Source organism: Maribacter luteocoastalis (assembly GCF_048890225.1).
Lineage (GTDB): Bacteria > Bacteroidota > Bacteroidia > Flavobacteriales > Flavobacteriaceae > Maribacter > Maribacter luteocoastalis.
Genome location: NZ_JBMFZG010000003.1, coordinates 473239 through 496549, shown reverse-complemented (window position 1 = coordinate 496549; position 23311 = coordinate 473239). Strand labels below are relative to the sequence as shown.

The following is a 23311-nucleotide window of genomic DNA, read 5'->3' as shown; positions in this document are numbered from 1 at the left end:
TATGCAGATTGAAGAAAACATAGCGATACGGCAAAGTGCTAAAAAACTAAAGGATTTTATACCTATGGTTTTGTCATTTTTTGCAGGCTTAATTGTTTTATCATTCTATCAAAACATATCATTATATTATTATGGTGTTTTAGACACTGTGTTGAATAGTAGCTTTCTACTACAGCTACTTCACCATTTAGGGTATGTTTCTGTATGTGCTTTGGTGTTGGCATTTATTTTTAACTTTCTAGAGAATAAAAAACCTACACTCGGATTCAAGACCATTAAGGTTATCATTTTTCTGCTTTTGGGCTTAGAAAGCTCATTAATTACGTTTTATCTACAAAACTTCGAGCCTTTAGGTGCCAATTTATTTGGGCTTACCAACCATGACAACTTTAATTTTTCCCTTTCAAAGGCATTGGTAATTGCCGCTTTTGCAGTATGGACTTGTCATTTTAGCTATACCTACATTGCATCGTTTTATAAGGTAATAAGTAGAATGTATCCTTTTACAATTATCTTATTCAGTTTGTTTCTGGCAACTTTATATTCTGAAAAAAAACCTGTAAATGAGAATAAGACACAGCATTTGGTAGAAAGGGTTTGTGCCCATTGGTTTAGCAGTAATACTTATAAAGGTGAAAAAGCATATCCTCTTCTTAAAACACCCTTGACCAATTCAGGATTAACTAATTATTTCAATTTAAAAGATGAAAGGCCAAATATTAAAATCTTAATCATTGAAGGGTTAGGTTCTGATTTTGCTGAACCGAATGGTATGTACAGTGTTTTCATGCCTAATTTAAAATTGTTACAAGAGAACTCCTTGTATTGGAGTAATTTTCTAAGCAACACAGGAGAAAGTTATGCTACATTACCTACTATTTTAGGGTCACTACCATTTGGGGAAAATGGATTTACAAATTTAGAGAATTTCACAAGTAGAAATACCCTATATAGCATTCTTGGAGCAAATGGATATGCGACATCCTTTAATTACGGGGGTAACAGTGCCTTAAATTATTTAGATCGTTTTTTGGAAGAAGAAAATGTAACCTCCATATTGGACAAAAAGGTATTTGGTGAAGGGTATTCCCTTCAAAAGGAAGATAGGGCGGGTATAACACTAGGATACGCCGATAAAGATTTATTTAGAAGATACCATGAAACAGAATCAAGTTCCGAAACGCCAAAACTTGACGTGTTTCTTACACAAAGCACCAAGGCTCCATACCATATTCCCAATTTGGAAACTTATATGGAAAAGGCTAAAAAAGTAATTGCAAAAACCAACTTTGACTCAAAAACAAGACGAATTATAAACAATAACATTGAACTCTTTTCTAGCTTTATGTATGTAGATGAAGCTATATCGGAATTCTTAAGGGAAGAACAACAGAAACCTTATTTTTCAAATACAATTTATGTGATAACTGGTAGTCATAATTCAGAAGTGTTACCGCATCTTAATGCCTTAAATAGGTATGAAGTGCCCCTGTTCATTTTTAGCCCCTTGCTAACTGAAAGAAAAGAGGTTAAAAATTTTGCTTCACATGCTGATATTGCTCCAACGTTAATTACCATGTTAAATGAGAAATACAGGTTGCAAACACCAAAAGAAGTGGCCTGGTTAGGTTATGATTTAATAGAGACTTCACTTAGTACCAAAAAAAATATACCCCTTTTAAGAAGTTCTTATAATGTACAAGATTATATTAGCGGCGATATTTTTATCTCAGATGGTAATACTTTTTTATTGGATAACAATATGAAAATGAACGATTTAGATGATGCTAAAAAAGAAATACTTGTTAAGAATGAGTTTGAGAACTTTAAAGCTATAAATAGGTATACTACCAAGAATAATAAAATAGTGCCCAAGTCGATATCACTGGTGTCAAACCCAAATCCAGAATTTTCAAAAGTAGATTTGATCTGGTTAGAAAGTGTATTTAATGGAAAGGATTTTGACCAAGCCTATACTACCGCTAAAATGCTCGCGATCAACAAAAAGTGGAACAGATCTATTTTGCTTTGCGATTTTATTCTGAGCAATATTCCTAGACATCCTGATACTGAAATATTAAAGGGAAGGGTATTTGCTTGGCAAGAAAAGTATGCAACATCTACGAAATTATTGCAAAATGTAATTAAGAAATACCCTAATTATGAGGATGGTTATTGTGCCTTAATGGATACTTATTATTGGTCCGGACAGAATGATAAAGTTTATGAGATTCAGAAATTGGCAAAATTGAATAACGTTTCACAATCCCTATTATCCGAAAAAATTAAAAGATCGTTGCTTTTAGTTCAGAATAATAATAATATCAACCAATATCAAGAGGATAGCACGGATCAAATCACATTACAAAACTAATAATGAGTTATAGTAAACTAGGTGTACGTATTATTCTTCTGTTCTCTTTTGTGGTCGTTAAGGCACAAAAAAAGGAATATAACGGGAATCCAGACACCTCTTTTTATACGGCCCGTGAATTGGCTTTTAGTGGTAAAACAGCGATTGCTAGAGATACTTTACAATATGTGCTGACCAAGTATCCGGAATATACAGATGTGAGGGCTTTATTAGCAAAAACATACAGTTGGGAACACAAATTTGACCAAGCACGTTCACAATTTAACCATATAACCAGTAGGGAAAGAGAAAACAAAGAGGTCTGGATAGCTGCCATAAAGAATGAACAATACGCAAAAAATTATTCAATCGGAATTGGTTTGGCCAACAAAGCCTTGACCTATTTACCAGAAGATGTAGAAATAGTAGCTCTTAAAGAGGAAATACTATTGCAAATAAATCAAGAACAATTATTACAAAACGTACTAAAAGAGACCAAAATAGAGGATGTCAATACGCAAGCATTAACGCTTTATACGCAAGCAGAAGTATTTGAAAGTGAATTGGATCCTATGTTTTATGGTGCATTGGAATATAAAAAAGAATTTAACTGGGGTGTTCTTTTACCACGATTAAACTTTAACAGAAGATTTAACAGTAATGGACTGCAAGCCGAAATTGATGCCTATCCCATAATTAACAAATCGCTTAGTGGGTATTTTAATTACGGGTACTCCAATGCCAAAATATTTCCAAAGCACCGAATAGGAGGGGAGTTGGTAAAGGAATTGCCAAAGGCCCTTGAGGTTTCTTTAGGGTTCAGGCATTTAGTTTTTGAGAATGATGCTGCAACTATATTAACTGGTACTTTTGGGTTATATCGTGGCAATTATTACGCCGTTATTAGACCTTATGTGGTTCCCGACACTAAAAAAGGAATCGGAATTTCTGGAAATGTACTGGTAAGACGTTATTTAAAGGATGGAAATAATTACCTAGGCCTTAATATAGTATATGGTTTTGATACAGAGCTAAATCAATTTATAGTAGATGGTGAATTACTGGCCGAAACACTATTATACCTAGAATCCCAAAAATTAAGATTGGAGTATCAATTCACTAATTTAAAGGGCAATCAACAATATAAGGCCAACCTTGGAGTAAATAGACAAGAATTGGCATTTAGCTCTGGAAACTTCTTTCTCTCAGTCACTGCTGGTATTGCTTATCAAATAAAATTCCGATAACCCATTGGTTATTGCACTATTCATAATTTAATGATAGTTGGTCAATTACTTACACTTACACATCTTATTAATTATAGTTTTACAACAAAATTAAATATGTACACCACAATTAATTGTTTCAGGTACACATTATATATATATTTAAATATAAAATTAGAGTACCCAAATCAATATTAAATAAATACCCAATTTATGCTTTACGATACCTACGGTGAAGAATATTTGATATTTCTTCAAGATCTAAACGAAATTTTAAGTCTTAATGAATTAGTGGAACTAGACTATATGTAGTTTAATTTCTAATTATAAATCCCAAAAACTTACAACTATGGCACACAAAGATCAGGACAATTCCTCTTATCAAAATTTTATTCAAAATTTAAATAGCATTCTGGTAAATTACAATATTAATAAACTATCATATTCTTAGTTAATAGTGTTCTTAAATCAAAAAACGCCCATATAAAATGGGCGTTTTTTATTTGAGGCTTCAACACGTATTTACCCTAAGTATGTTTTTAGCAACTTACTTCTTGAGTTGTGACGTAACTTACGAATAGCCTTTTCACGAATTTGTCTAACCCTTTCTCGTGTTAGATCAAAAGTTTGTCCAATTTCCGCCAAGGTCATTGATTGTTGATCACCAATTCCGTAATATAATTTAACAACGTCTGCCTCTCTTGGGGACAAGGTTTCCAAGGCACGGTTGATTTCTGTATTCAAAGACTGCTGCAACAATTGGTTATCTGGCCTAGGTGATTCTCCAGACCTTAAGACATCATATAAATTTGAGTCCTCACCCTCACGTAACGGGGCATCCATAGATACATGTCTACCAGTATTTTTCAAACTCTGCTTTACCTCACTAACGGTCATTTCCAATTCCTTGGCTATTTCTTCAGGAGAGGGAGGTCTTTCATGGGTTTGCTCTAAATATGAGAATGTTTTTTTTATCTTATTAATAGAACCAATTTTATTCAATGGTAACCTAACTACCCTAGACTGTTCTGCCAAAGCTTGTAATATAGATTGCCTGATCCACCAAACGGCATAGGATATAAATTTAAATCCTCTGGTCTCATCAAATCTTTTGGCTGCTTTTACAAGCCCCAAATTACCTTCGTTAATTAAATCCGGTAGTTTTAAACCTTGATTTTGATATTGTTTTGCTACAGATACTACGAACCTTAAATTGGCTGTAGTTAATTTTTCAAGTGCAATTTGATCGCCCTCTCTAATACGTTGGGCTAATTCTACTTCTTCATTGGCTGTAATCAAATCGATTTTACTGATATCTTGCAAGTATTTATCCAATGATTTTGATTCACGATTGGTAACCTGCTTGATAATCTTTAGTTGCCTCATATATATATTTGTGTTTTAGCGTTGTACAAGTTTACATAATACATTTTTATTGCGTCTTTTCCAAAGGGAAAGGCATAATGTTTTACAAAAATTATTAGAGCCACTATATTATTGGAAGAGGTTAGGTGTATATTTCCTTATAGCTTATTTTTGAATTGAAGGAATTTGAAATGAGTAAAAGAGCATTAAAATCATATTTAACGACATTATCCAAAAAAGATTTAGAAGATCAGTTAATGGAATTGTACAACAAGTTTCCTGCTGTTAAAACGTATTATGACTTTGCATTTAATCCTAAGGAGGACAAGTTGGTTCAAGAAGCAAAAACAAAAATTTCAAACGAATACTTTCCGTTAAGGAGAAAAAGACCAAAAGCCAGGAGATCGGTTGCCCAAAAATATATAAAGCACTTTATAAAATTAGGAATGGACGCGCACCTTATTGGTGATGTCATGTGTTTTAATTTGGAAATCGCACAAACTTTTTCTTTGGAAAAAAATGTCGCCGATTCTTTTTATAAGAGTATGCTGAACTCCTTTTCTGAAATGACCCAGTTTATTTCGCAAAATGGTTTGTTACACACTTTTAAAGCGCGTATCATTAAAATTTATAAACACTCACAAACAAATCACTGGCCTTTTGAAGAAGATTTCTCAAAAGCATTAGATATATTAGATTAGATGGCAATTGTTATTATAAGGCAAGATGGTAAAATAGACCTTTGGAAAAAGGCCTTGCAAAAGGCCAATCCGGGGCTAAAGATTTATAGCTATTTAAAGGAACACCCCAAAGAAGATATTGTGATGGCGGTAATTTGGAAACATCCCAAAGGAAGTTTGGCACATTATCCCAATTTAAAATGTATTGCTTCTGCAGGCGCGGGTGTAGATTATATTTTTAGTGATCCAACCATACCAGAAGATATTCCTATTACAAGAATTGTTGATCCCTATTTGGCAAGTGATATGTCTGAACATGTTCTTGCTGTAATTTTGGCAGAAATTAAAAATTTTAACATTTACAAAGTACAACAGTTTAATACAGATTGGAATCCTAAAATATATCGAAGAATTAAAGATGTGACCATTGGTATAATGGGGTTAGGGGAACTTGGCTCGTTAACTGCTACAGATTTAAAAAAGGTTGGTTTTAATGTGCAGGGCTGGTCTAAAAGCAAAAAAAATATAGGTGGTGTAAAAACCTATAGTGGTACAAAATCATTGGAATTATTCTTAAATACTACCCATTTCTTAGTCTGTCTTTTGCCCTTAACCCCTGAAACGGAAGGTGTACTAGATAAAAAGTTGTTTGCCATGTTGCCCAAAGATTCTTATATAATAAATGTCGCCCGAGGTGGGCATCTCGTAGATGAGGATTTACTGCACGAATTAGATAACAACCATTTATCAGGAGCCTGTTTAGATGTTTACCATCAGGAACCTCTACCTAAGTCCCACCCTTTTTGGAAACATCCAAAAATATTTATGACTCCCCACTATGCAAGTGTTTCAGACACCAATTCGGTAATACCACAAATAATGGACAATTACGAAAGACTTATAACTGGTAAAACTTTACAGAACCAAGTAAACCGTACTAAAGGATACTAAAGGATATTAGAGGATAAAATGCGCTTCTTTAAAACAACTTTGTTTGTAACGGTTGGTAAAATGGGCTACGGTTTTATCAAAGATTAAGCAGATAGATCCACTTTTGGTCATAACTTTTAGTTATTTTCAAGGTTTTGATTTCATTGAAGCCTAAAAATCTTCTAATTTTATAAGGTTTTTGCGATTTTAAGCACTTAACCTAAAAATACTTTTTACTCTTTTGAAACTACAGAAAGACATTATTGAAAAAACACTATACGATTATCAAGAGGAAGATCTGAATTCTATTTTTAAGTATTTAGATGAAAATCAAGATGATAACTTGTTATATCAATTACCAACTGGTGGGGGCAAAACTGTAGTCTTTTCCGAAATTGCACGTAGGTATATAGAAAAGACTAAGAAAAAAGTTGTTGTACTCACACATCGTATAGAACTTAGTCGGCAAACCTCCAATATGTTGCATGGTTTTGGGGTTATGAACAAAATCATTAATAGTGACGTTAAGGAGCTTAAGGATCAAGATGAGTACATGTGCTTTGTTGCCATGGTGGAAACCTTAAATAATAGGTTACAAGAAGACAAAGTTGAGATTAAGGATATTGGATTGGTTATTATTGACGAGGCCCATTATAACTCATTTAGAAAACTCTTTAAGTATTTTGAGAAGTCCGTTATTCTTGGTGTCACCGCTACTCCTTTAAGCTCCAATATTAAACTACCTATGAAAGACAACTATAAAAAGTTGATTATAGGTGAGTCCATCGCATCACTGATTCAAAAGAAATTTTTGGCAAAAGCCAATATGTATAACTATGATGTAAGCCTGCAAAGCCTTAAATTGGGTATTAATGGTGATTATACCGTAAAATCTTCTGAAGAACTTTACGGTAATCATAGTATGCTAGGTAAACTACAAACAGCATATAGTGAATTGGCAAAAGGCACCAAGACCTTAATTTTTAATAACGGCATAAACACATCTATATATGTTTACGAGACTTTTAAAAAGGCCGGGTATAACATTAGGCATTTAGATAATAAGAATACCGCAAGTGAACGCCGGGAGATTTTGGAATGGTTTAAGCATACACCAGATGCAATTTTAACATCAGTTAGCATATTGACCACTGGTTTTGACGAACCTTCGGTAGAGACCATAATATTGAATAGGGCTACACGATCCTTAACCCTATATTTTCAGATGATTGGTAGGGGTAGTAGGTATTTAAGCAATAAGGAGGAATTTACGGTTATTGACTTAGGTAACAATATTGCACGTTTTGGTATGTGGGATGCTGGTTTAGATTGGCAAGAAATATTTCACTTTCCTGATTTCTACCTAGAGAATATAAAGAATGATGAGGAAATAGAACGTGAATTTGTTTATGAGATGCCCCAAGAGCTCAGGGATGAGTTCTCAAAATCAAAGGATATTGAGTTTGACATTAAGGCTGAATATAAAAAAAGTTTTGCCAATGGTGAGAAGTCCAAATTAGTCTTGGAAAGAAGTATTGAACAACACGCTAAGATTTGTGTTGAAAATGCAGAGGATGTGTTTGATGCACGAATTTTAGCTAAAAAACTGAAGGAGGAAATTGCTTATAGGGTAAGACAATATTCCTACTGTATCATGAACAATACCAAGAATTACAAAGAATGGTTAGAAGAGGATTATGAACGTAAATTGCGTTCAAGGATTTCTAAAATGTTTGCCGCTAAAATGTAACGCCATGCTACTAAAATATCCTTAAGGCTGGAAAAACCGATCATTTTAATTGAAGTAAGAAAATACATCTTCAAATTTGAAAATCAATAAATTACTTATCATAGGCCTAACATGGCCAGAGCCAAATTCGACTGGTGCCGGTGTTAGGATGATGCAACTTATCGATGTTTTCATAGATGCTAATTATGATGTAACCTTTGCATCTGCAGCTACGCAAACCCAATTTTCTGCAGATTTAAAAGAAATTGGAATTAAGATTCAAAGTATAGTATTGAACGACACCTCGTTTGATACGTTTATACATACGTTATCCCCAGATATTGTTTTATTTGATCGCTTTTTAACCGAAGAACAGTTTGGGTGGAGGGTCACAGAAACCTGTCCTAACGCGATAAGAGTTCTAGATACAGAGGACTTGCACTCATTACGCCATGTTCGTGAGCATTGTTTTAAAAAAGACCTACCATTTTGTACTAAAACATGGTTGCAAGATGATAAGACCAAAAGGGAAATTGCCAGTATTTATCGTTCAGACCTTTCCCTTATCATTTCTAGTTATGAAATGCAACTACTTATGGAATTGGTACGAATAGATAAACGTTTTTTACTTCACTTGCCCTTTATGGTGAATGAAATAGATGACCTTACAACGTGGCCCAAATTTGAGCAACGTAAAAATTTTGTCTTCATAGGTGGAGGAAAACATAAGCCCAATTTAGATGCTATAAACTATCTGAAATCTGATATCTGGCCTAAAATATATGAGAAGTTGCCTACAACTAAAATGAACATATATGGGGCATATTTACCCCAGCAAATTCTTGAAATGAACAATCCAAAACAAGGATTTCTAGTAAAGGGTAGGGCAGAAGAGGTTAAAACAGTTACAGAAAATGCCCGTATTTGTATAGCCCCAATTCGTTTTGGTGCGGGGATAAAGGGCAAATTATTACATGCAATGCAGTTTGGCACGCCTAGTATTACAACATCAATAGGTGCTGAGGGAATGTATGATAATTTACCTTGGAACGGTGCTATTGAAGATGAAACTGAGAAGATTGTCAGGGCGGCTGTTAGCTTATATACAAGTAAAGAGGCGTGGATTAGTGCCCAGAATAATGGAAAAATACTGATTAACAAATATTACGCAAAGTCAAAGTTAACTGAACGATTACTCAAATCAATTGAAAGCATTTTCACCCATAAAGAAAAACATCGAAGTAAAAATTTTATTGGAAACCTTTTACAACACCATACATTATTGGCAACCAAATATATGGGCAAATGGATAGAGGAGAAGAATAAAACCAATTAATGAATTCTCATTAAAACAAAAACATGAGCTAAGCCCAGTATGGAAGTACCTCATTTTATTATTCTTCTCCGCAAAACTGATTATAGAATCTAACCACGTCTAAGGGGTTTTTAATACCATTGTTGTTTATTTTTTGAACTAAGTTGGGGCAGTTTTTAAAATATTCCTTGAGTCGTTTCTTTTTCAATCCAAAAATTCCTTGGGTAGCAAGTTCAAATTTATTTTCCCCATCTCTAATAAACAACTCAAAATAATCAAAATACCCATTACCATCCTGAATATATTCCTTAGCGTAGCAACTCAATTTACCTTTAATTAATACTTTTAAAAACACCTTTTTACCATACCCTTCTAGATTGGAATATTCCTGTCTAAAAAAATTACTTTCTTCTTGATACCACAAGGATTCGTACCTATTAATTCCTTTTTTGTAGCCAATAAGGTCATAGGCACTAAAGCGTTTCGTCTTTTTATGGTAGTTTGGCTTAAATTTTATTTTGTTAAATAAATTGCCATACTTTCTGTCTTTAATACTTCCATAAAGAGTATCGTTAGTGTTTAAAATAACATAGCCAGGTTCATATTCATTTTGAGCATATGATATTTGTGCAAACAATAACCATAGAATAGCTAAATATCCAAAAGGTTTTATTTTTTTCTTATTGCAAAACATATAATTATCCTATTAATCGTATTGTGAACTCAAAGTATGTTCCAAAGTTGTGAATAAACTTATTACTCCGTTAAAGAGCATCATGTTTGATATAAAGTTATTTTGTGCAACGAATTATGGTTGTTTAAAAAGTAGTCCTTTTTTATAAACTTCTAATGAATATGTATGATTGAACTTGTTGTTTTTGGTATAATTGTAAATCAACCATTATCTTTATATTTAAAACACATTTCAAAAATTATGGATATGCCTAATTGGAAAACAGCGATAGAATTTAAAGATATTACCTATAAAAAATGTGATGGTGTTGCCCGTATCGCTTTTAATAGACCCAATGTTAGAAATGCTTTTAGACCCAATACTACAAGTGAGCTTATTAAAGCATTTTATGATGCTCAGGAAGATACATCTATAGGGGTAGTTTTACTTTCCGCAGAAGGTCCTTCTACCAAAGACGGTATTTGGTCTTTTTGCTCAGGTGGAGATCAAAAGGCAAGGGGTCACCAAGGTTATGTGGGCGAGGATGGTCAACATAGATTGAATATTTTAGAAGTACAGCGCATGATAAGGTTTATACCAAAAGTGGTTATTGCAGTTGTACCGGGCTGGGCAGTTGGTGGTGGCCATAGTTTACATGTGGTATGTGATATGACCCTGGCGAGTAAAGAACATGCAATTTTTAAACAGACAGATGCCGATGTTACCAGTTTTGATGGTGGGTATGGTTCCGCTTACTTGGCTAAAATGGTAGGTCAGAAAAAAGCTAGGGAAATTTTTTTTCTGGGTAGAAATTATTCTGCACAAGATGCCTTTGAAATGGGTATGGTTAATGCTGTGGTACCACATGATGAACTTGAGTTAACGGCCTACCAATGGGCACAGGAGATTTTACAAAAATCTCCCATATCAATTAAAATGCTAAAATTTGCCATGAACTTAACTGATGACGGTATGGTTGGGCAACAAGTTTTTGCAGGCGAAGCTACACGTTTGGCATATATGACTGAAGAGGCAAAGGAAGGTAGAAATGCCTTTTTAGAAAAGCGTAAACCTAATTTTGGAAAGAATACGTGGATTCCTTAAGATATTTATCTTTACTTGTAAATTGGCCCATTACAAAATAAATAAATAAACCCCAGTACAGTATTATTTGAAAATAGAACTGTATTGGGTTTTCAAACAAAATCCGAATCAACAAATCCGTTGTAAAAAGAACAAAATAAAAACCACTTGAGTTCATTAAAAAATTTCGCATTGTTACCTGATCATCAAAATAATTAAGCGAATTTTTAATTCCAAATTTGTTATTCCTTTCCGCTTTTTGAAGTGTAAATCTATTATCCCAATCCAATAGCTTCTTCAAAAATTTGATGAAAGCTTCGTTTTTAGATGAAATCAGAATAGATACTTTATTACTATTATAGGGAACAAAAGCAATTAAATAAATTAGAATGGAATCTAAAAAATGACCAAAACGTTGTAAAGTAATCGAAAACAACAATGTGTGAAAAAAAAGAACAATTATAATCGCTGATTTTCTGGTCTTTTTAAAAAGTAAAAACGTAGCTATAAGCAGCTCAAGAAACATAGAAAACCAAGAAATAAGTTTGGCGCCAATTAAATTGGCATTGGTTCCTATGGTGCTTAAATATAATTTATTGTGAAGTATTTCGGACATCCAATAATGCATATAGACTCCATTCCACCAATCTTCTTGAAATAACTTATTAATGGCCGCACCGTAATACACAACACTTAATTGCATAATCAACAGCCAAGGCACCTCACTCTCTTTGTGGAAAGAAGCCAATAAAAAAGCACATCCACAAATTAAAATATGATTTCTGAAAAGGCCTTTAGAACTTAATAAAGTTATTAATATAGAAATACCTAATATAAAACACATAAGCCTGACCTTATAGTTAAAAAAAAGTAATATCCCCGCTATCAAAAAGAGTGATTGAATACTATATTTAATTAGATTAGGATAGACATTTAACATATCTAAAAATTCAAAATGAGGCACATATGGATCTCTAATCTTACCTAGAAAACCATTTAATACTAAAATCAAAAAAAACAATTTACACATAACAAGTACGTTCCACCTCATATCTGAGGTATTGTTTTTTAACGGATTTCTATTGCTTAATATGTCCAAATCAAATCTTTTTTACCATTGATATTATAATGAACGGTCACTTTGGCATTATCTAAAATGCCATATGTTCTTTCGTACTGTTCTATAATACTAAACACATTGTGAATTGATCGCGATTCAACACGTTTGGCCCCATAACCGTACCTTGAGGAAACTTCATTTTCAGAGAGCATTCTGCTATTTACTTCAACTTGAATTAGATATGGTGTTTGCTCATCATACGGAGCCCAACAAAAAAATCTTTCGGGTATAAATCGGGAATAAATTATCTGCCCTATTTGTATAAGAAGCAAAAAACAACCAATTAACAAATACTTATTATTTTTCATTGACAACAAATTAAAATTTAAATGAATAACAATAAAAAACTTACGGATTAAATGCACCGAAATTCGTCAATGTATTCCAAGGCGAACTTTTCAATAAAAATATGAAGTGTAATATACTCTTTATCAATACTATTATAACCAAAAAGAGTCTGATCCTTAAAGACCAGACTCTTTTACGAGAACACTATATGAAAATGAAAAAAATTAATTCGTTTTTGTAACATTGTAAAAGTAATTCGTTCCCTTGAGCTAAGTAAACTATTGTTGTGTCCTAAGAAGGATTTGTTGTCAGACAATAAAAAATTGTGGTCGTATAGGATTAATCTTCCAAACACATAGCTAGAACTAATTGTTTTGCCTTATTACGGAAAGTATATTGTGAAGTAGTATATTAAATTGGGCATCAGTCTGTTCCTTAATGCCGGTGCGCACCACTACTATGTCGTGAGATGGAAAAATAAATATGCGCTGACCCTGAAATCCATTTGCTGAATAAAGTTCTCTTGGCAAATCTGGATATTTACCATTTGTATTCAACCAAAAATGCGCTCCATATGCACCATTCGAATTTATTGTCGGTTTGGTTATATAGTCTACCCATGATTTGGCAAACAATCTCTTACCGTTCCAATCGCCTTCATGTAAATAAAGCAATCCAAACTTTGCCCAATCAAGGCTTGTTGCCCACCCGTAGGAGGAACCTACATAATTTCCTGTCAAATCCGTTTCTAAAAGCATGGAATGCATGCCTATAGCATCAATTAAATTTTTATAAGGGAAGTCTAAATAATCTTGGTAAGATTTAAAATACCACCTAGCAATACCAGATAATAGGTTAGTGGAACCTGAAGAATAATTCCAAACCTCTGTTGGTTTGGCAACAGCTAAATTATTCTTTTGTGTTAAAGACATATCACTATCTAAAAATAGCATTTTTGTAACATCAGATATCTTAAAATAGTCCTCTTCCCACGCAAGTCCACTTTGCATACGTAATAAATGATTTATTGTTATCCCCTGGTGAGAATCGGTTTGCCATCGTTTCATAGGAGCTCAATCCGACGCCTTCAATATTCCTTCAAATTTCATTATTCCGTATAGGGTGGCCAAAACACTTTTGGTCATAGACCAACCTAAAACAGGAGTGTTTTTTGTGATATCTTGGGCATATTTCTTTCCAATTATTTGATCCTTATAAACAACTATAAGTGACCGCGTCTTTTGGTCAGGGTCCCCAAAGGCATTTGAAAGGATTTTTCCTAACTTATCATAATCTACATTGCTAAATATAGTATCATCCTGTTCGTTATTTCCATATGGAAAAGGCAAATCAATAGTTGAAATAGACCTTTTAGGCACTAAGTTAAAACCGTGGTAATCGTATTCACCATTTGTTAATACCGCTCCCAATCCCTTTTTAAACACAGATTTCCTTTCCATTAATCCAAAAAAAGATGATGTAGCTACATATTCATAGATATTAATTTTCTCATGTGCCAACTTAATCAATGGCATATCATGGTCCTTTGCACTAATAGTTTCGGAATGTCTATGAGCTAGAAATACATTGGTAGCCATGTTCTTGGAAGCATAACCGGAAATCAGATTAAGTTTAGGATAATTATGGTATGCAATTAGTAGTGTACAAAAAATCAAAAACCCTAACAGCCATTTTATTTTTTCCAATTCTGATCTTTTTAAGAAATATCCATTTTAAAAGTTAAAGGGGGCAATTAATTCATGTTAAACTTTTGACATACCGCATCTGAACTTAGTTTAAAGGTTCCTAAATGTTCAAAATCACATTCTTGTAGCAGAACAAAGGATATATATTGCCTATAATTGACTCAAAACTTATTTTAGCTTTATATACTGATCCGTTAGGCTCATATTCCTTCATGAATATTTTATACTGTTCCTTTATAACATCGCACTTTGCACTAAATAGATTGTCAACATTTACAATAATGGTATTTTTCCAAGATGGAATATCTGGCAGAATTACCATACGAGCTGCCTGATTGGTTACTTAAGCCAATAATTTACTATAATAGGTCTGATGTGTTACATCGAAGACTACCATATCTAGTTTTTATCTTTTCCCATAGCGATACTAAATTAATCATTTAGATTTTTTTGGTCGAAATAAAACTATAGGTATCTTCAGGTTAGAATTCAGTTTACAATTAAACATAATAATCTCTTATGAATACCAAACTAATAGTTTTTTTAATTGGCTTATTTATTTTCCAATCTTGTTCTATGGAAAATAAAAAAAAAGAAATTACACTTTATGAAAATTATTGTTCTCGTTGTCATATTGCTCCAGAAATAAAAGATTTACCTAAAAATATATGGGAAAACAATGTATTGCCAGCAATGGCAGCCAGAATGGGTATTATTAATCAAGAAAATCATCCCTATTATAATTTACCATTCAATGAACAATCTATTATTATTCAGAAAGGTATTTTTCCTAATCAACCAATTATTAATTTAGAAGATTGGGAACTATTAAAATCATATATAATTGGATTAGCACCTGATTCACTAAATACTATAAGTTATCCTTATACATCCAAGAAAATCAGTCAATTCAAGGAGAATCTAATGTACTTGGATGAAAACATCAGCTCCAATATAACCTATTTAGGCTATAATCGTAAAGATGAAAATATTCTCCTTGGAAGTAATAGGGGAACATTAACTAGCTATGATCTTAAAAAAAACAAATATAACCCATTTGGTAATTTCATGTCCCCGATTAGTGATGTGCGAATAGTTAATGACACTACCTACATAACAACAATGGGTATGTTATTGCCTTCTGAAATATCTTCAGGCAATTTGATTTTTCATGATGGGAAAGGACGTGAAAGGTTGTTAAGTTCATTACACAGGCCTGTACATACCTTAATTATGGATTTAAACAATGACGGTATAAATGAATATGTTGTAAGCGAATTTGGTGATTTAGGTGGACAATTGTCATTGTGGTTTAAAAATGACAAAGGGGAATTAACAAGACACAATCTGCTAAATCAACCTGGAATAATTAAAGTAGCCGCAATAGATATGAATAAGGATGGTAATAAGGATTTAGTAGTTCTTTCATCGCAAGGTGATGAAGGGATTACTATTTTATATCAAGATACCCCTTTAAAATTCAGTAGTAATAAAGTAATTAGGTTTAGCCCTGTGTATGGTACAAGTTGGTTTGAAGTGATAGATTATGACCAAGATGGTGATATGGATCTAATAACGGTCCATGGAGATAATGCCGATGAATCATACACGCAAAAGCCATATCATGGCATGAGAATACATTTAAATGATGGTTCAAATAATTTTAAAGAAACCTATTTTCACCCGTTAAATGGAGCCACGAGAGTTATTGCGAAGGATTTTGATTTAGATGAGGATATTGATATAGCCTTATTGTCCACCTTTCCTGACTATGAAAAAAAGCCTAATTATACGTTTGTCTATTTAGAAAATAAAGATTCTAAGTTGAATAATTTTGAGGTTTTTACCTTGAATAATGCTTTGACCAACAGATGGTTCCTTATGGATTCAGCAGATATAGATAATGATGGTGATCAGGATATTATTCTTAGTTCTTTTGACCAAGTTTTTACACCGGTGCCTGAAGGTTTAGCACAGCAATGGAAAGAGAACAATGGAGACCTACTAATACTGGAGAATGTCTTAAAATAAACATAAGTTGAAAACAATTTATTATTTGTACTTTCTTGTTTTTTTCTTATCCTGTAACAACAATACAAGTAAGTTGCCAAAATATGATTGGCTACCATTAGATGTTACGGCTACTGCCTATAATTCTTTACCTGGACAAACTTCCTATGAGCATCCAAAAATCACTGCATGGGGCGATAGCATAAAGCCTGGGGTAAGATGGATTGCCGTTTCTAGAGACCTCTTAAATAATGGCCTTAGTTACAACACCATGGTTAAAATTGATACTTTTAAGGATATCTATCTAGTAAAAGACAAAATGCACCCACGTTGGAAAAACAGGATAGATATTTATATGGGAGAAGATGTTGAAAAGGCTAAAAAATGGGGTAGAAGAAAAGTATCAATACAATATGCGGTTAAAAGGGACACGTCTAAATTAGAATAAAATGAGATTTGCAATAGTTATAATATTGACCCTGTTATGTTCCTGTAGTACCCAGAAAGTTATTGTAGAGAAACCGATTACTTTTAATGAAGATCGCAAGGTATTGACACTGGAATATTTACAAAATAGATATGGGCTAGATCAAGAGCTCCCGGAGATCGTGCCAAAAATGATCGTACTCCATTGGACGGTAATTCCTACCCTAGAAAAATCTTTTGAAGCCTTTGATTCACCAACATTACCTAACTGGCGACCAGATATTAAGAATATAAGCGGCTTAAACGTTAGTTCGCAATTTATGGTAGATCGCGATGGCACCATATACAGACTATTACCAGAAACTACTATGGCTAGACATGTAATTGGACTGAACCATTGCGCCATTGGGGTTGAGAATATTGGTGGTACAGAAGACCTGCCTCTAACCAAGGCACAATTAAAATCTAATATTTGGTTGGTTCGTTATTTAGCCGATAAATATGAAATTGATTATGTAATTGGGCATTATGAATATACCTTGTTTGAAAATCATCCACTTTGGTTAGAAAAGGATGAAGGCTACCGTACCGTTAAAACAGATCCAGGAAAACAATTCATGGCCAAAGTGCGAAAAGCTGTTAAAGACCTTAATTTTAAAGCATTACCAAAATGACCAAAGTAAATACTTTCATTATCCTGATGCTATTCACAGCGTATGGATATTCTCAAAATATTGAGTTAACAAGTCAACTTTTTGAAACATATGACACCTACAAAGAACAAACTTTAAGTACGAGGCGTATAAAACATGCTGACATACAACCTTTATTGGATAATTTTAAGACAAAGAGCACATTTAAAATATCCAAAGTTGGCAATTCTATAATGGGTAGGGACTTACACTTAGTATCAATTGGGAGTGGAGAAACCCAAGTGTTTCTATGGTCTCAGATGCATGGTGATGAGCCAACGGCTACACAAGCCATTTTCGATATTTTAAACTTTTTTAACAGTTCTAATTTTGCTACGGAAAAAAAAGAAATACTTTCTAAACTTACCATTCATTTTCTTCCCATGTTAAATCCCGATGGGGCTGAATTATATCAACGTAGAAACGTATTGGGTGTGGATATTAACAGGGATGCCTTGAGATTGCAATCACCAGAATCACAAACCTTGAAACGAGTAAGGGATAGTTTAGAGGCTGATTTCGGATTTAACCTTCATGACCAAAGTACCTACTATAATGCTGAAAGAACAACCAAACCAGCAACCATTTCCTATTTGGCTCCGGCCTATAACTATGAAAAGGAAATTAATGATACTAGAGGAGATGCTATGCGAATTATCGTGTACATGAACACTATTATTCAAAACTACGCGCCAGGTCAAGTAGGCCGGTATAATGATGATTTTGAGCCTAGGGCATTTGGTGACAATATTCAGAAATGGGGTACCAGTACTATTTTAATTGAATCTGGAGGGTACCCGGCGGATACTGAGAAGCAGGAGATACGTAAGCTAAATTATGTTTCAATTCTATCGGCCATATATACTATAGCAAAAGGAAACTATAAGGAAATACCACTAGGCGATTATGAGAAAATTCCAGAAAACGACCGTAAACTTTTCGATTTAAAAATAGTTAACGCTACATACAACCTTTTTGGTAAGAATTACACTATAGATTTGGGAATTAACCAGATTGAAGTGGATTATGAAAATCATCAGGACTTTTGGTATAGCAGTCGTATTATAGATCAAGGTGATCTATCTACCTATTTTGGATATGAGACCTTTGATGCTACAGGGTATAAAATAAAGCAGGCAAAGATATATCCAAAAATATTTAATTCTCCATCGGAATTAATAAACTTAAAGGCATCTGAATTGGTTAAGGATGGATATGCATATATACGCGTAAATTCAATTCCAAAAAATGTACTGAACTCTGACATACCATTACACCTTATTGGAGAAAATTATAGTGTTCCAGAGTTGGAATTAAAGCCAGGAATCAATCCTACATTCTTTTTAGAAAAAGATGGAATTTTAAAATATGGTGTTATCAATGGATTTTTGATTGATTTGGATTCCGATAATATTGAAATCAACAATACTATGATTTACAGATAACTAATATCCATATTGTATATTTAAAAAAGGTCCGTATATAATTAATAGCGTCAACATAATAATTAAAATGGAAACTATCGAAGTAAACAAAAACAACACTACTCCCTTAAAAAAGATAGATAGTTCTGCGAAGGCACTTTGTTCTGCAATTTCGTTTATCACATCCATACTATTTGTTTTTTAGATTAACCATTACCATAGCTTTTAGGATGTTAGTTTCTCTGTACTATTTGGGGTCGTTGTACCTATAAAACACTCTATTCACCAAAAACCCTACTTTAATATCAATTAGTAGTATAAAAAAAGGGAAGCGATTGCTTCCCTTTATAATCGTTTCCCTAATCTTAATTAGAGACTAGCGTTATCCAATAAGGCAAAGAATTTATCCAAATTAGGAAGAATAACGATCTTTGTTCTTCTATTCTTGGCCATGTTCTCTTTTGTGTCATTCTCCACCAAAGGCAAATAACTACTTCTGCCTGCAGCTATTAGTTGCGTTGGGTCTACATCGTATTTGTTTTGTAGTTCCCTAACAATGGAAGTGGCCCTTTTTACACTTAGGTCCCAGTTATCTGTTACCATTGGTGTATTTATAGTTCTTGAATCGGTGTGCCCTTCTACCATTACCTCCATGCTAGGTTCAGATTTTATTACCTCGGCTAGTTTTTTAAGAATGTTTTCTGCTTTATTACTAACCCTGTAGCTGGCAGTATTAAACAAAAGTTCATCGGAAATATTGATCATAACCACGGTTTTATCAATACTTACCTCTACATCCTCATCCTCCTCAGAGATACTTTGTTTTAATTTATATGAAACAGCTAAATTCATAGAATCCTGCAGGGTTTTAGCCTCTGCCAATTTAGCAGGATCTACATTTTTCAATGTATTACGCATATTGGCTTTAGTATTGTTGCTCATAACCGTAACATCATCAACCGAAGTATATTGGCTATCATTCATTTCTTTAAGAGAATTGATTTTGGAATTATATTCCGCAACACGTGCCTCTATTTTAGCGAACTTTGTTTCCAATTCCTCTTTTTCTACTTGTGTTTTGGTCAATCTACTTTGAGTTTGGGATAGGTTGTCTTCCAAAGCAACATATTTCTTTTTTGAAACACATGAAGTTAAAAGTGCAAAAGATAGCATGCCAACTACTGATAATTTTTTCATTTTAAAGGTTCTTTAAATTTATATTAGTGTTTTCAGTAATTATTTACGGATAAAATGTAATAATGGATGTTTAAAAGCCAATCCTTCAATAGTACATTTATCAAGCGAGGTGGTTAACAAACTGAAATAAAGTATTTTAAATGTTGATAAAAGGACAAAAAAAAAGGTGCATAAAATGCACCTTTCAGATAAAATAATTTTAATTGTTTATTCACAGCCACCAGTAAATCCGTTGGCACTAAACTTGGTTTGTACGGCTCCTTCCCTAGATCCTGTTTTAACCTGGATAGCTAAATTATTCTCGCCACTACCATCACGCTTAGGGCTACAATACTCAAATAAATAAAAGCTATTGGCACGCTCTGACACCTTTTCTGAAATATCATTGAACGTACTCTCCAACTCATCTTTGTTCCCGGCAAAAACACTAAAGGTCTTGCCTATATCCTGTAATACTTGAGTATCTATTTCACTACCAAGACCAATACTGAAAAAGGATATATTGGCATTTGCCTCATTTACCTTTTTTAACGCTGCATCCTCTGTATATCTAGATGCCTGGTCTGTACCATCTGTAAAAATGACTACTGAGGCAGCACCAATGTTACCACCTGAAGTTGTATCTTTTATAAGGTTCGATGCAATGTCGGTTGACTTTATAACCGCACCATATAAATCTGTTGATGGATCTGAGCTAATAGTATCAGTTATACCATCAATTGCCGCTATTAATTCCGTTTTGGAAGACGTCAATCCATTCAGCAAATGCAACTCATTTTCACCATCAAACCAATATATTGCCATTTGAAAGGATTCTTGGTCAGTGGCTGGCATCACGTTATTAACAAAACTTGTACTCGCTATTTTTAGCTCATCCAAACTACTATCCAATACACTATTGCTTAAATCCAATACTAATAAGGTATTGTTGTTGAATATTTGGGAATTTGGAGAAATTCGCGCAAAGGATTCAGAAGTAGAGATGGTATTGAAACAATCGTCATTTCTGCCTTGTTCATAAATAGTAAATTGATCAGCAGTTAACCCAGGTACTGGATTACCATCCGTATCGGAAACCTTAAAAAATATGGAAACTTTACCAGGTAAGGTAGTGTATTGCTCTTGTATGGATAAAACCAATTCACCTTCTCCCAATCCTAAACAATCATCAACTGGTTTTCCCTTGCCCAAACCTTCTCCAAGGTTTAAGTTATAATCTACATCATCATCTGCATTACCACATGAAATAAACAAGGAAAGAAAAAAAACAAAACCAAAGGTTTTCAATACAATTTTCATAAACATACAATTTGAGTTCAACAAGCAGAACGGACATTCTTATATTAAATTATGAGTGATTTAAAAAAATATGTTAAACATTGTTAAAGAAGTATGAATCCTTTTATTATACAGAGAGTATTAGGTACTTTACTTCAAAGAAATTTAGATTGGCATTGGTAAATAAGTAAGCCATATTATGATGCACGAACTTAAAAATATTTTTAAAGATTATTTAAATTATAAGGAGCAAGGCCTTAATACTATTTTAGCTACAGTTGTCCACTTGGATGGCTCATCATATCGTAGACCAGGTGTACGAATGCTAATTGCCGAAAATGGTAAAATGACCGGTGCTGTAAGTGGAGGTTGCGTAGAAAAAGAAGTTTTGTTTCAGGCAAGTAGTGTATTTAAAACTGGAAAGCCAAAAATGATGACCTATGATGGTAGGTTTAGGTTAGGCTGTGAAGGAATTCTTTATATTCTAATTGAACCTTTTTCACCAAGTAACACACTTCTTGAGGCATTTAAAAATATCATAAAGGATCGGAATTCCTTTTCTATCATTTCAAACTATGAAAAAGATTATGGGGAACACCCTAACTTAGGCAGTTATTTTGAGTTTTATGGAAACAAAATTCCATTACAGAAAGAATTTGAATCCTATACATCTAGCCTAACTTTTAAACAGATCCTTGAACCTTGTTATAAGTTGTTTATTGTTGGTGCGGAACATGATACCGTTAAACTTTCGCAATTGGCCTTGAACATGGGGTGGGAGGTAATGGTAAGTACCGTTCCCGCTGAAGGTAAAAATATAGCTGATTTTCCAGGAATTGATACCTTGTACGATGTGGAACCCCTTGAACTTCCTGTAGACCAAATAGACCATCAAACTGCTGTTGTGCTAATGACCCATAGTTATGTCAAGGACTTAAAATATCTTTTTGCACTTCAAGAGGCTAAACCTATGTATTTTGGATTACTTGGACCTTCCAAAAGACGTGAGAAATTGTTTAACGAATTTATAGAATTGTATCCTGATTCAAATTATGATTTTTTTGAAATGATACATGGTCCGGCTGGCTTAAATATAGGTGCTGAAAGCCCGGAGGAAATTGCAATTGCAATTCTCGCAGAAATACTTACCGTACTACGGGGACAAAAACCAATCATGCTAAAAGACAAAAAAGAGGGAATCCATAATTGAATATAAAAAATAAAATAGCAATTGTTATTGTCGCGGCAGGAAGTGCAAGTCGTATGGGACAAATAAAGCAGTTATTGCCCTGGAAAGGTTCTTCTTTACTTGAACATGCCATAACTACTTTATTAAAAGTACAAAATCAAGATATTGTTCTTGTTTTAGGCAGTAAGGCCCATGAGATTTTGGATAAAACGGACCTTACTAAAATTGAGACCGTTGTCAACCAAAAATGGGAAAAGGGTATTGGTAGTAGCATAGCATATGGTATTCAACATTTGTTAAACAAGAAAAACCAATACGAAGGGGTTTTGGTCTGTTTGGCGGACCAACCATTGCTTTCCACAGCATATTACCAAAGTTTAATCGAAGATTTTAAAGTTGACACAGCCCAAATTATCGCTACAAATTATGAAAAAGGACCTGGTGTACCAGCAGTTTTTCCTAACTCGTTATTTATTGAATTATCTCTTCTGGATGAGGATTACGGTGCCAAACATATTTTACGTTCAAATAAGGTTCCTTTAAAGCTTAAAAATGCCGGAACACAAATAGCGGATATTGATACTATAGAAGATTACAAAACACTTTGCCAACAAACTAAAGAATAAA

At 33.6% G+C, this 23311-nt stretch carries 21 protein-coding genes; 13 read left to right on the top strand and 8 right to left on the bottom strand.

Features of this window, described 5'->3' with window-relative positions; all coding sequences use genetic code 11:
* Position 1 precedes the first annotated feature (1 nt).
* Together ACOCEA_RS09440 and ACOCEA_RS09435 are read left to right on the top strand one after the other, a co-directional pair.
* Positions 2-2374, top strand: coding sequence for a sulfatase-like hydrolase/transferase (locus tag ACOCEA_RS09440; RefSeq protein WP_420755982.1), 2373 nt, complete (start codon positions 2-4; stop codon positions 2372-2374).
* 2 nt (positions 2375-2376) lie between these two features.
* Positions 2377-3600: a YaiO family outer membrane beta-barrel protein gene (locus ACOCEA_RS09435; protein ID WP_420755981.1), complete on the top strand. Its 1224-nt coding sequence runs from the start codon at positions 2377-2379 to the stop codon at positions 3598-3600.
* Between the two features lie 501 nt (positions 3601-4101).
* Here the strand turns inward: ACOCEA_RS09435 and ACOCEA_RS09430 are convergent.
* Positions 4102-4965: a sigma-70 family RNA polymerase sigma factor gene (locus ACOCEA_RS09430; protein ID WP_420755980.1), complete on the bottom strand. Its 864-nt coding sequence runs from the start codon at positions 4963-4965 to the stop codon at positions 4102-4104.
* A 170-nt stretch (positions 4966-5135) separates the two neighbouring features.
* Between ACOCEA_RS09430 and ACOCEA_RS09425 the strand changes: the two genes are divergently transcribed.
* The 4 genes from ACOCEA_RS09425 (at position 5136) to ACOCEA_RS09410 (ending at position 9619) form a co-directional block, all read left to right on the top strand.
* The gene (locus tag ACOCEA_RS09425; protein WP_420755979.1) at positions 5136-5645 is read left to right on the top strand and encodes a DUF6155 family protein; all 510 of its coding nucleotides are present in this window, start codon (positions 5136-5138) and stop codon (positions 5643-5645) included.
* The gene (locus tag ACOCEA_RS09420) at positions 5646-6575 is read left to right on the top strand and encodes a 2-hydroxyacid dehydrogenase (protein ID WP_420755978.1); all 930 of its coding nucleotides are present in this window, start codon (positions 5646-5648) and stop codon (positions 6573-6575) included.
* Between the two features lie 220 nt (positions 6576-6795).
* Positions 6796-8304 (top strand): DEAD/DEAH box helicase, encoded by a 1509-nt coding sequence (locus ACOCEA_RS09415; protein WP_420755977.1) that lies wholly within the window; start codon positions 6796-6798, stop codon positions 8302-8304.
* A gap of 76 nt (positions 8305-8380) precedes the next feature.
* Positions 8381-9619, top strand: coding sequence for a glycosyltransferase (locus ACOCEA_RS09410; protein ID WP_420755976.1), 1239 nt, complete (start codon positions 8381-8383; stop codon positions 9617-9619).
* A 58-nt stretch (positions 9620-9677) separates the two neighbouring features.
* On the opposite strand, the gene ACOCEA_RS09405 is transcribed toward ACOCEA_RS09410, so the two are convergent.
* Positions 9678-10292: a hypothetical protein gene (locus ACOCEA_RS09405; protein WP_420755975.1), complete on the bottom strand. Its 615-nt coding sequence runs from the start codon at positions 10290-10292 to the stop codon at positions 9678-9680.
* Positions 10293-10532: 240 nt separating this feature from the next.
* Between ACOCEA_RS09405 and ACOCEA_RS09400 the strand changes: the two genes are divergently transcribed.
* Entirely contained in the window at positions 10533-11375 is an 843-nt protein-coding gene (locus ACOCEA_RS09400; protein ID WP_420756225.1) for a 1,4-dihydroxy-2-naphthoyl-CoA synthase, read from the top strand.
* On the opposite strand, the gene ACOCEA_RS09395 is transcribed toward ACOCEA_RS09400, so the two are convergent.
* From ACOCEA_RS09395 to ACOCEA_RS09380, 4 genes are all read right to left on the bottom strand, one after another.
* Positions 11344-12198 (bottom strand): HTTM domain-containing protein, encoded by an 855-nt coding sequence (locus ACOCEA_RS09395; RefSeq protein WP_476422497.1) that lies wholly within the window; start codon positions 12196-12198, stop codon positions 11344-11346. The two genes, ACOCEA_RS09400 and ACOCEA_RS09395, sit on opposite strands and share 32 nt — an antisense overlap.
* Before the next feature lie 242 nt (positions 12199-12440).
* On the bottom strand, positions 12441-12782 hold the full coding sequence (locus ACOCEA_RS09390) for a hypothetical protein (RefSeq protein ID WP_420755974.1): 342 nt from the start codon (positions 12780-12782) through the stop codon (positions 12441-12443).
* A 345-nt stretch (positions 12783-13127) separates the two neighbouring features.
* Positions 13128-13829 (bottom strand): serine hydrolase domain-containing protein, encoded by a 702-nt coding sequence (locus ACOCEA_RS09385; RefSeq protein ID WP_420755973.1) that lies wholly within the window; start codon positions 13827-13829, stop codon positions 13128-13130.
* Between the two features lie 6 nt (positions 13830-13835).
* Positions 13836-14468 carry a hypothetical protein gene (locus tag ACOCEA_RS09380; RefSeq protein ID WP_420755972.1) on the bottom strand — a complete coding sequence of 211 codons (633 nt, stop codon included), beginning with the start codon at positions 14466-14468 and terminating at the stop codon, positions 13836-13838.
* A gap of 576 nt (positions 14469-15044) precedes the next feature.
* Between ACOCEA_RS09380 and ACOCEA_RS09375 the strand changes: the two genes are divergently transcribed.
* The 4 genes from ACOCEA_RS09375 to ACOCEA_RS09360 are packed head-to-tail and all read left to right on the top strand — an operon-like array spanning position 15045 to position 19041.
* Entirely contained in the window at positions 15045-16499 is a 1455-nt protein-coding gene (locus ACOCEA_RS09375) for an FG-GAP repeat domain-containing protein (protein WP_420755971.1), read from the top strand.
* A gap of 7 nt (positions 16500-16506) precedes the next feature.
* A complete protein-coding gene (locus ACOCEA_RS09370) occupies positions 16507-16926 on the top strand; it encodes a 3D domain-containing protein (RefSeq protein ID WP_420755970.1) in 420 nt (139 codons plus the stop codon).
* Between the two features lies 1 nt (position 16927).
* A complete protein-coding gene (locus ACOCEA_RS09365; RefSeq protein ID WP_420755969.1) occupies positions 16928-17578 on the top strand; it encodes a peptidoglycan recognition protein family protein in 651 nt (216 codons plus the stop codon).
* Positions 17575-19041 carry a M14 family zinc carboxypeptidase gene (locus ACOCEA_RS09360; RefSeq protein WP_420755968.1) on the top strand — a complete coding sequence of 489 codons (1467 nt, stop codon included), beginning with the start codon at positions 17575-17577 and terminating at the stop codon, positions 19039-19041. The genes ACOCEA_RS09365 and ACOCEA_RS09360 overlap by 4 nt, the downstream gene beginning before the upstream one ends.
* Positions 19042-19389: 348 nt before the next feature.
* Here the strand turns inward: ACOCEA_RS09360 and ACOCEA_RS09355 are convergent, their stop codons facing one another.
* Positions 19390-20217 carry an OmpA/MotB family protein gene (locus ACOCEA_RS09355; protein WP_420755967.1) on the bottom strand — a complete coding sequence of 276 codons (828 nt, stop codon included), beginning with the start codon at positions 20215-20217 and terminating at the stop codon, positions 19390-19392.
* A 207-nt stretch (positions 20218-20424) separates the two neighbouring features.
* On the bottom strand, positions 20425-21516 hold the full coding sequence (locus tag ACOCEA_RS09350; protein ID WP_420755966.1) for a vWA domain-containing protein: 1092 nt from the start codon (positions 21514-21516) through the stop codon (positions 20425-20427).
* Positions 21517-21694: 178 nt separating this feature from the next.
* Here ACOCEA_RS09350 and ACOCEA_RS09345 point away from each other — a divergent pair, with 178 nt between their 5' ends.
* The gene (locus tag ACOCEA_RS09345; RefSeq protein WP_420755965.1) at positions 21695-22705 is read left to right on the top strand and encodes an XdhC family protein; all 1011 of its coding nucleotides are present in this window, start codon (positions 21695-21697) and stop codon (positions 22703-22705) included.
* Complete coding sequence (locus tag ACOCEA_RS09340; RefSeq protein WP_420755964.1) at positions 22702-23310, top strand: nucleotidyltransferase family protein; 609 nt, start codon at positions 22702-22704, stop codon at positions 23308-23310. Before ACOCEA_RS09345 ends, ACOCEA_RS09340 begins: the two co-directional genes overlap by 4 nt.
* Position 23311 lies beyond the last annotated feature (1 nt).

Excerpts from the sequence above, each read along its gene's own strand:
- ACOCEA_RS09440 (WP_420755982.1), top strand. The coding sequence starts at position 2 with ATGCAGATTGAAGAAAACATAGCGATACGGCAAAGTGCTAAAAAACTA.
- ACOCEA_RS09435 (WP_420755981.1), top strand. The coding sequence starts at position 2,377 with ATGAGTTATAGTAAACTAGGTGTACGTATTATTCTTCTGTTCTCTTTT.
- ACOCEA_RS09430 (WP_420755980.1), bottom strand. The coding sequence starts at position 4,965 with ATGAGGCAACTAAAGATTATCAAGCAGGTTACCAATCGTGAATCAAAA.
- ACOCEA_RS09425 (WP_420755979.1), top strand. The coding sequence starts at position 5,136 with ATGAGTAAAAGAGCATTAAAATCATATTTAACGACATTATCCAAAAAA.
- ACOCEA_RS09420 (WP_420755978.1), top strand. The coding sequence starts at position 5,646 with ATGGCAATTGTTATTATAAGGCAAGATGGTAAAATAGACCTTTGGAAA.
- ACOCEA_RS09405 (WP_420755975.1), bottom strand. The coding sequence starts at position 10,292 with ATGTTTTGCAATAAGAAAAAAATAAAACCTTTTGGATATTTAGCTATT.
- ACOCEA_RS09400 (WP_420756225.1), top strand. The coding sequence starts at position 10,533 with ATGGATATGCCTAATTGGAAAACAGCGATAGAATTTAAAGATATTACC.
- ACOCEA_RS09395 (WP_476422497.1), bottom strand. The coding sequence starts at position 12,198 with ATGTGTTTTATATTAGGTATTTCTATATTAATAACTTTATTAAGTTCT.
- ACOCEA_RS09390 (WP_420755974.1), bottom strand. The coding sequence starts at position 12,782 with ATGAAAAATAATAAGTATTTGTTAATTGGTTGTTTTTTGCTTCTTATA.
- ACOCEA_RS09385 (WP_420755973.1), bottom strand. The coding sequence starts at position 13,829 with ATGAAACGATGGCAAACCGATTCTCACCAGGGGATAACAATAAATCAT.
- ACOCEA_RS09375 (WP_420755971.1), top strand. The coding sequence starts at position 15,045 with ATGGAAAATAAAAAAAAAGAAATTACACTTTATGAAAATTATTGTTCT.
- ACOCEA_RS09365 (WP_420755969.1), top strand. The coding sequence starts at position 16,928 with ATGAGATTTGCAATAGTTATAATATTGACCCTGTTATGTTCCTGTAGT.
- ACOCEA_RS09360 (WP_420755968.1), top strand. The coding sequence starts at position 17,575 with ATGACCAAAGTAAATACTTTCATTATCCTGATGCTATTCACAGCGTAT.
- ACOCEA_RS09355 (WP_420755967.1), bottom strand. The coding sequence starts at position 20,217 with ATGAAAAAATTATCAGTAGTTGGCATGCTATCTTTTGCACTTTTAACT.
- ACOCEA_RS09350 (WP_420755966.1), bottom strand. The coding sequence starts at position 21,516 with ATGAAAATTGTATTGAAAACCTTTGGTTTTGTTTTTTTTCTTTCCTTG.
- ACOCEA_RS09345 (WP_420755965.1), top strand. The coding sequence starts at position 21,695 with ATGATGCACGAACTTAAAAATATTTTTAAAGATTATTTAAATTATAAG.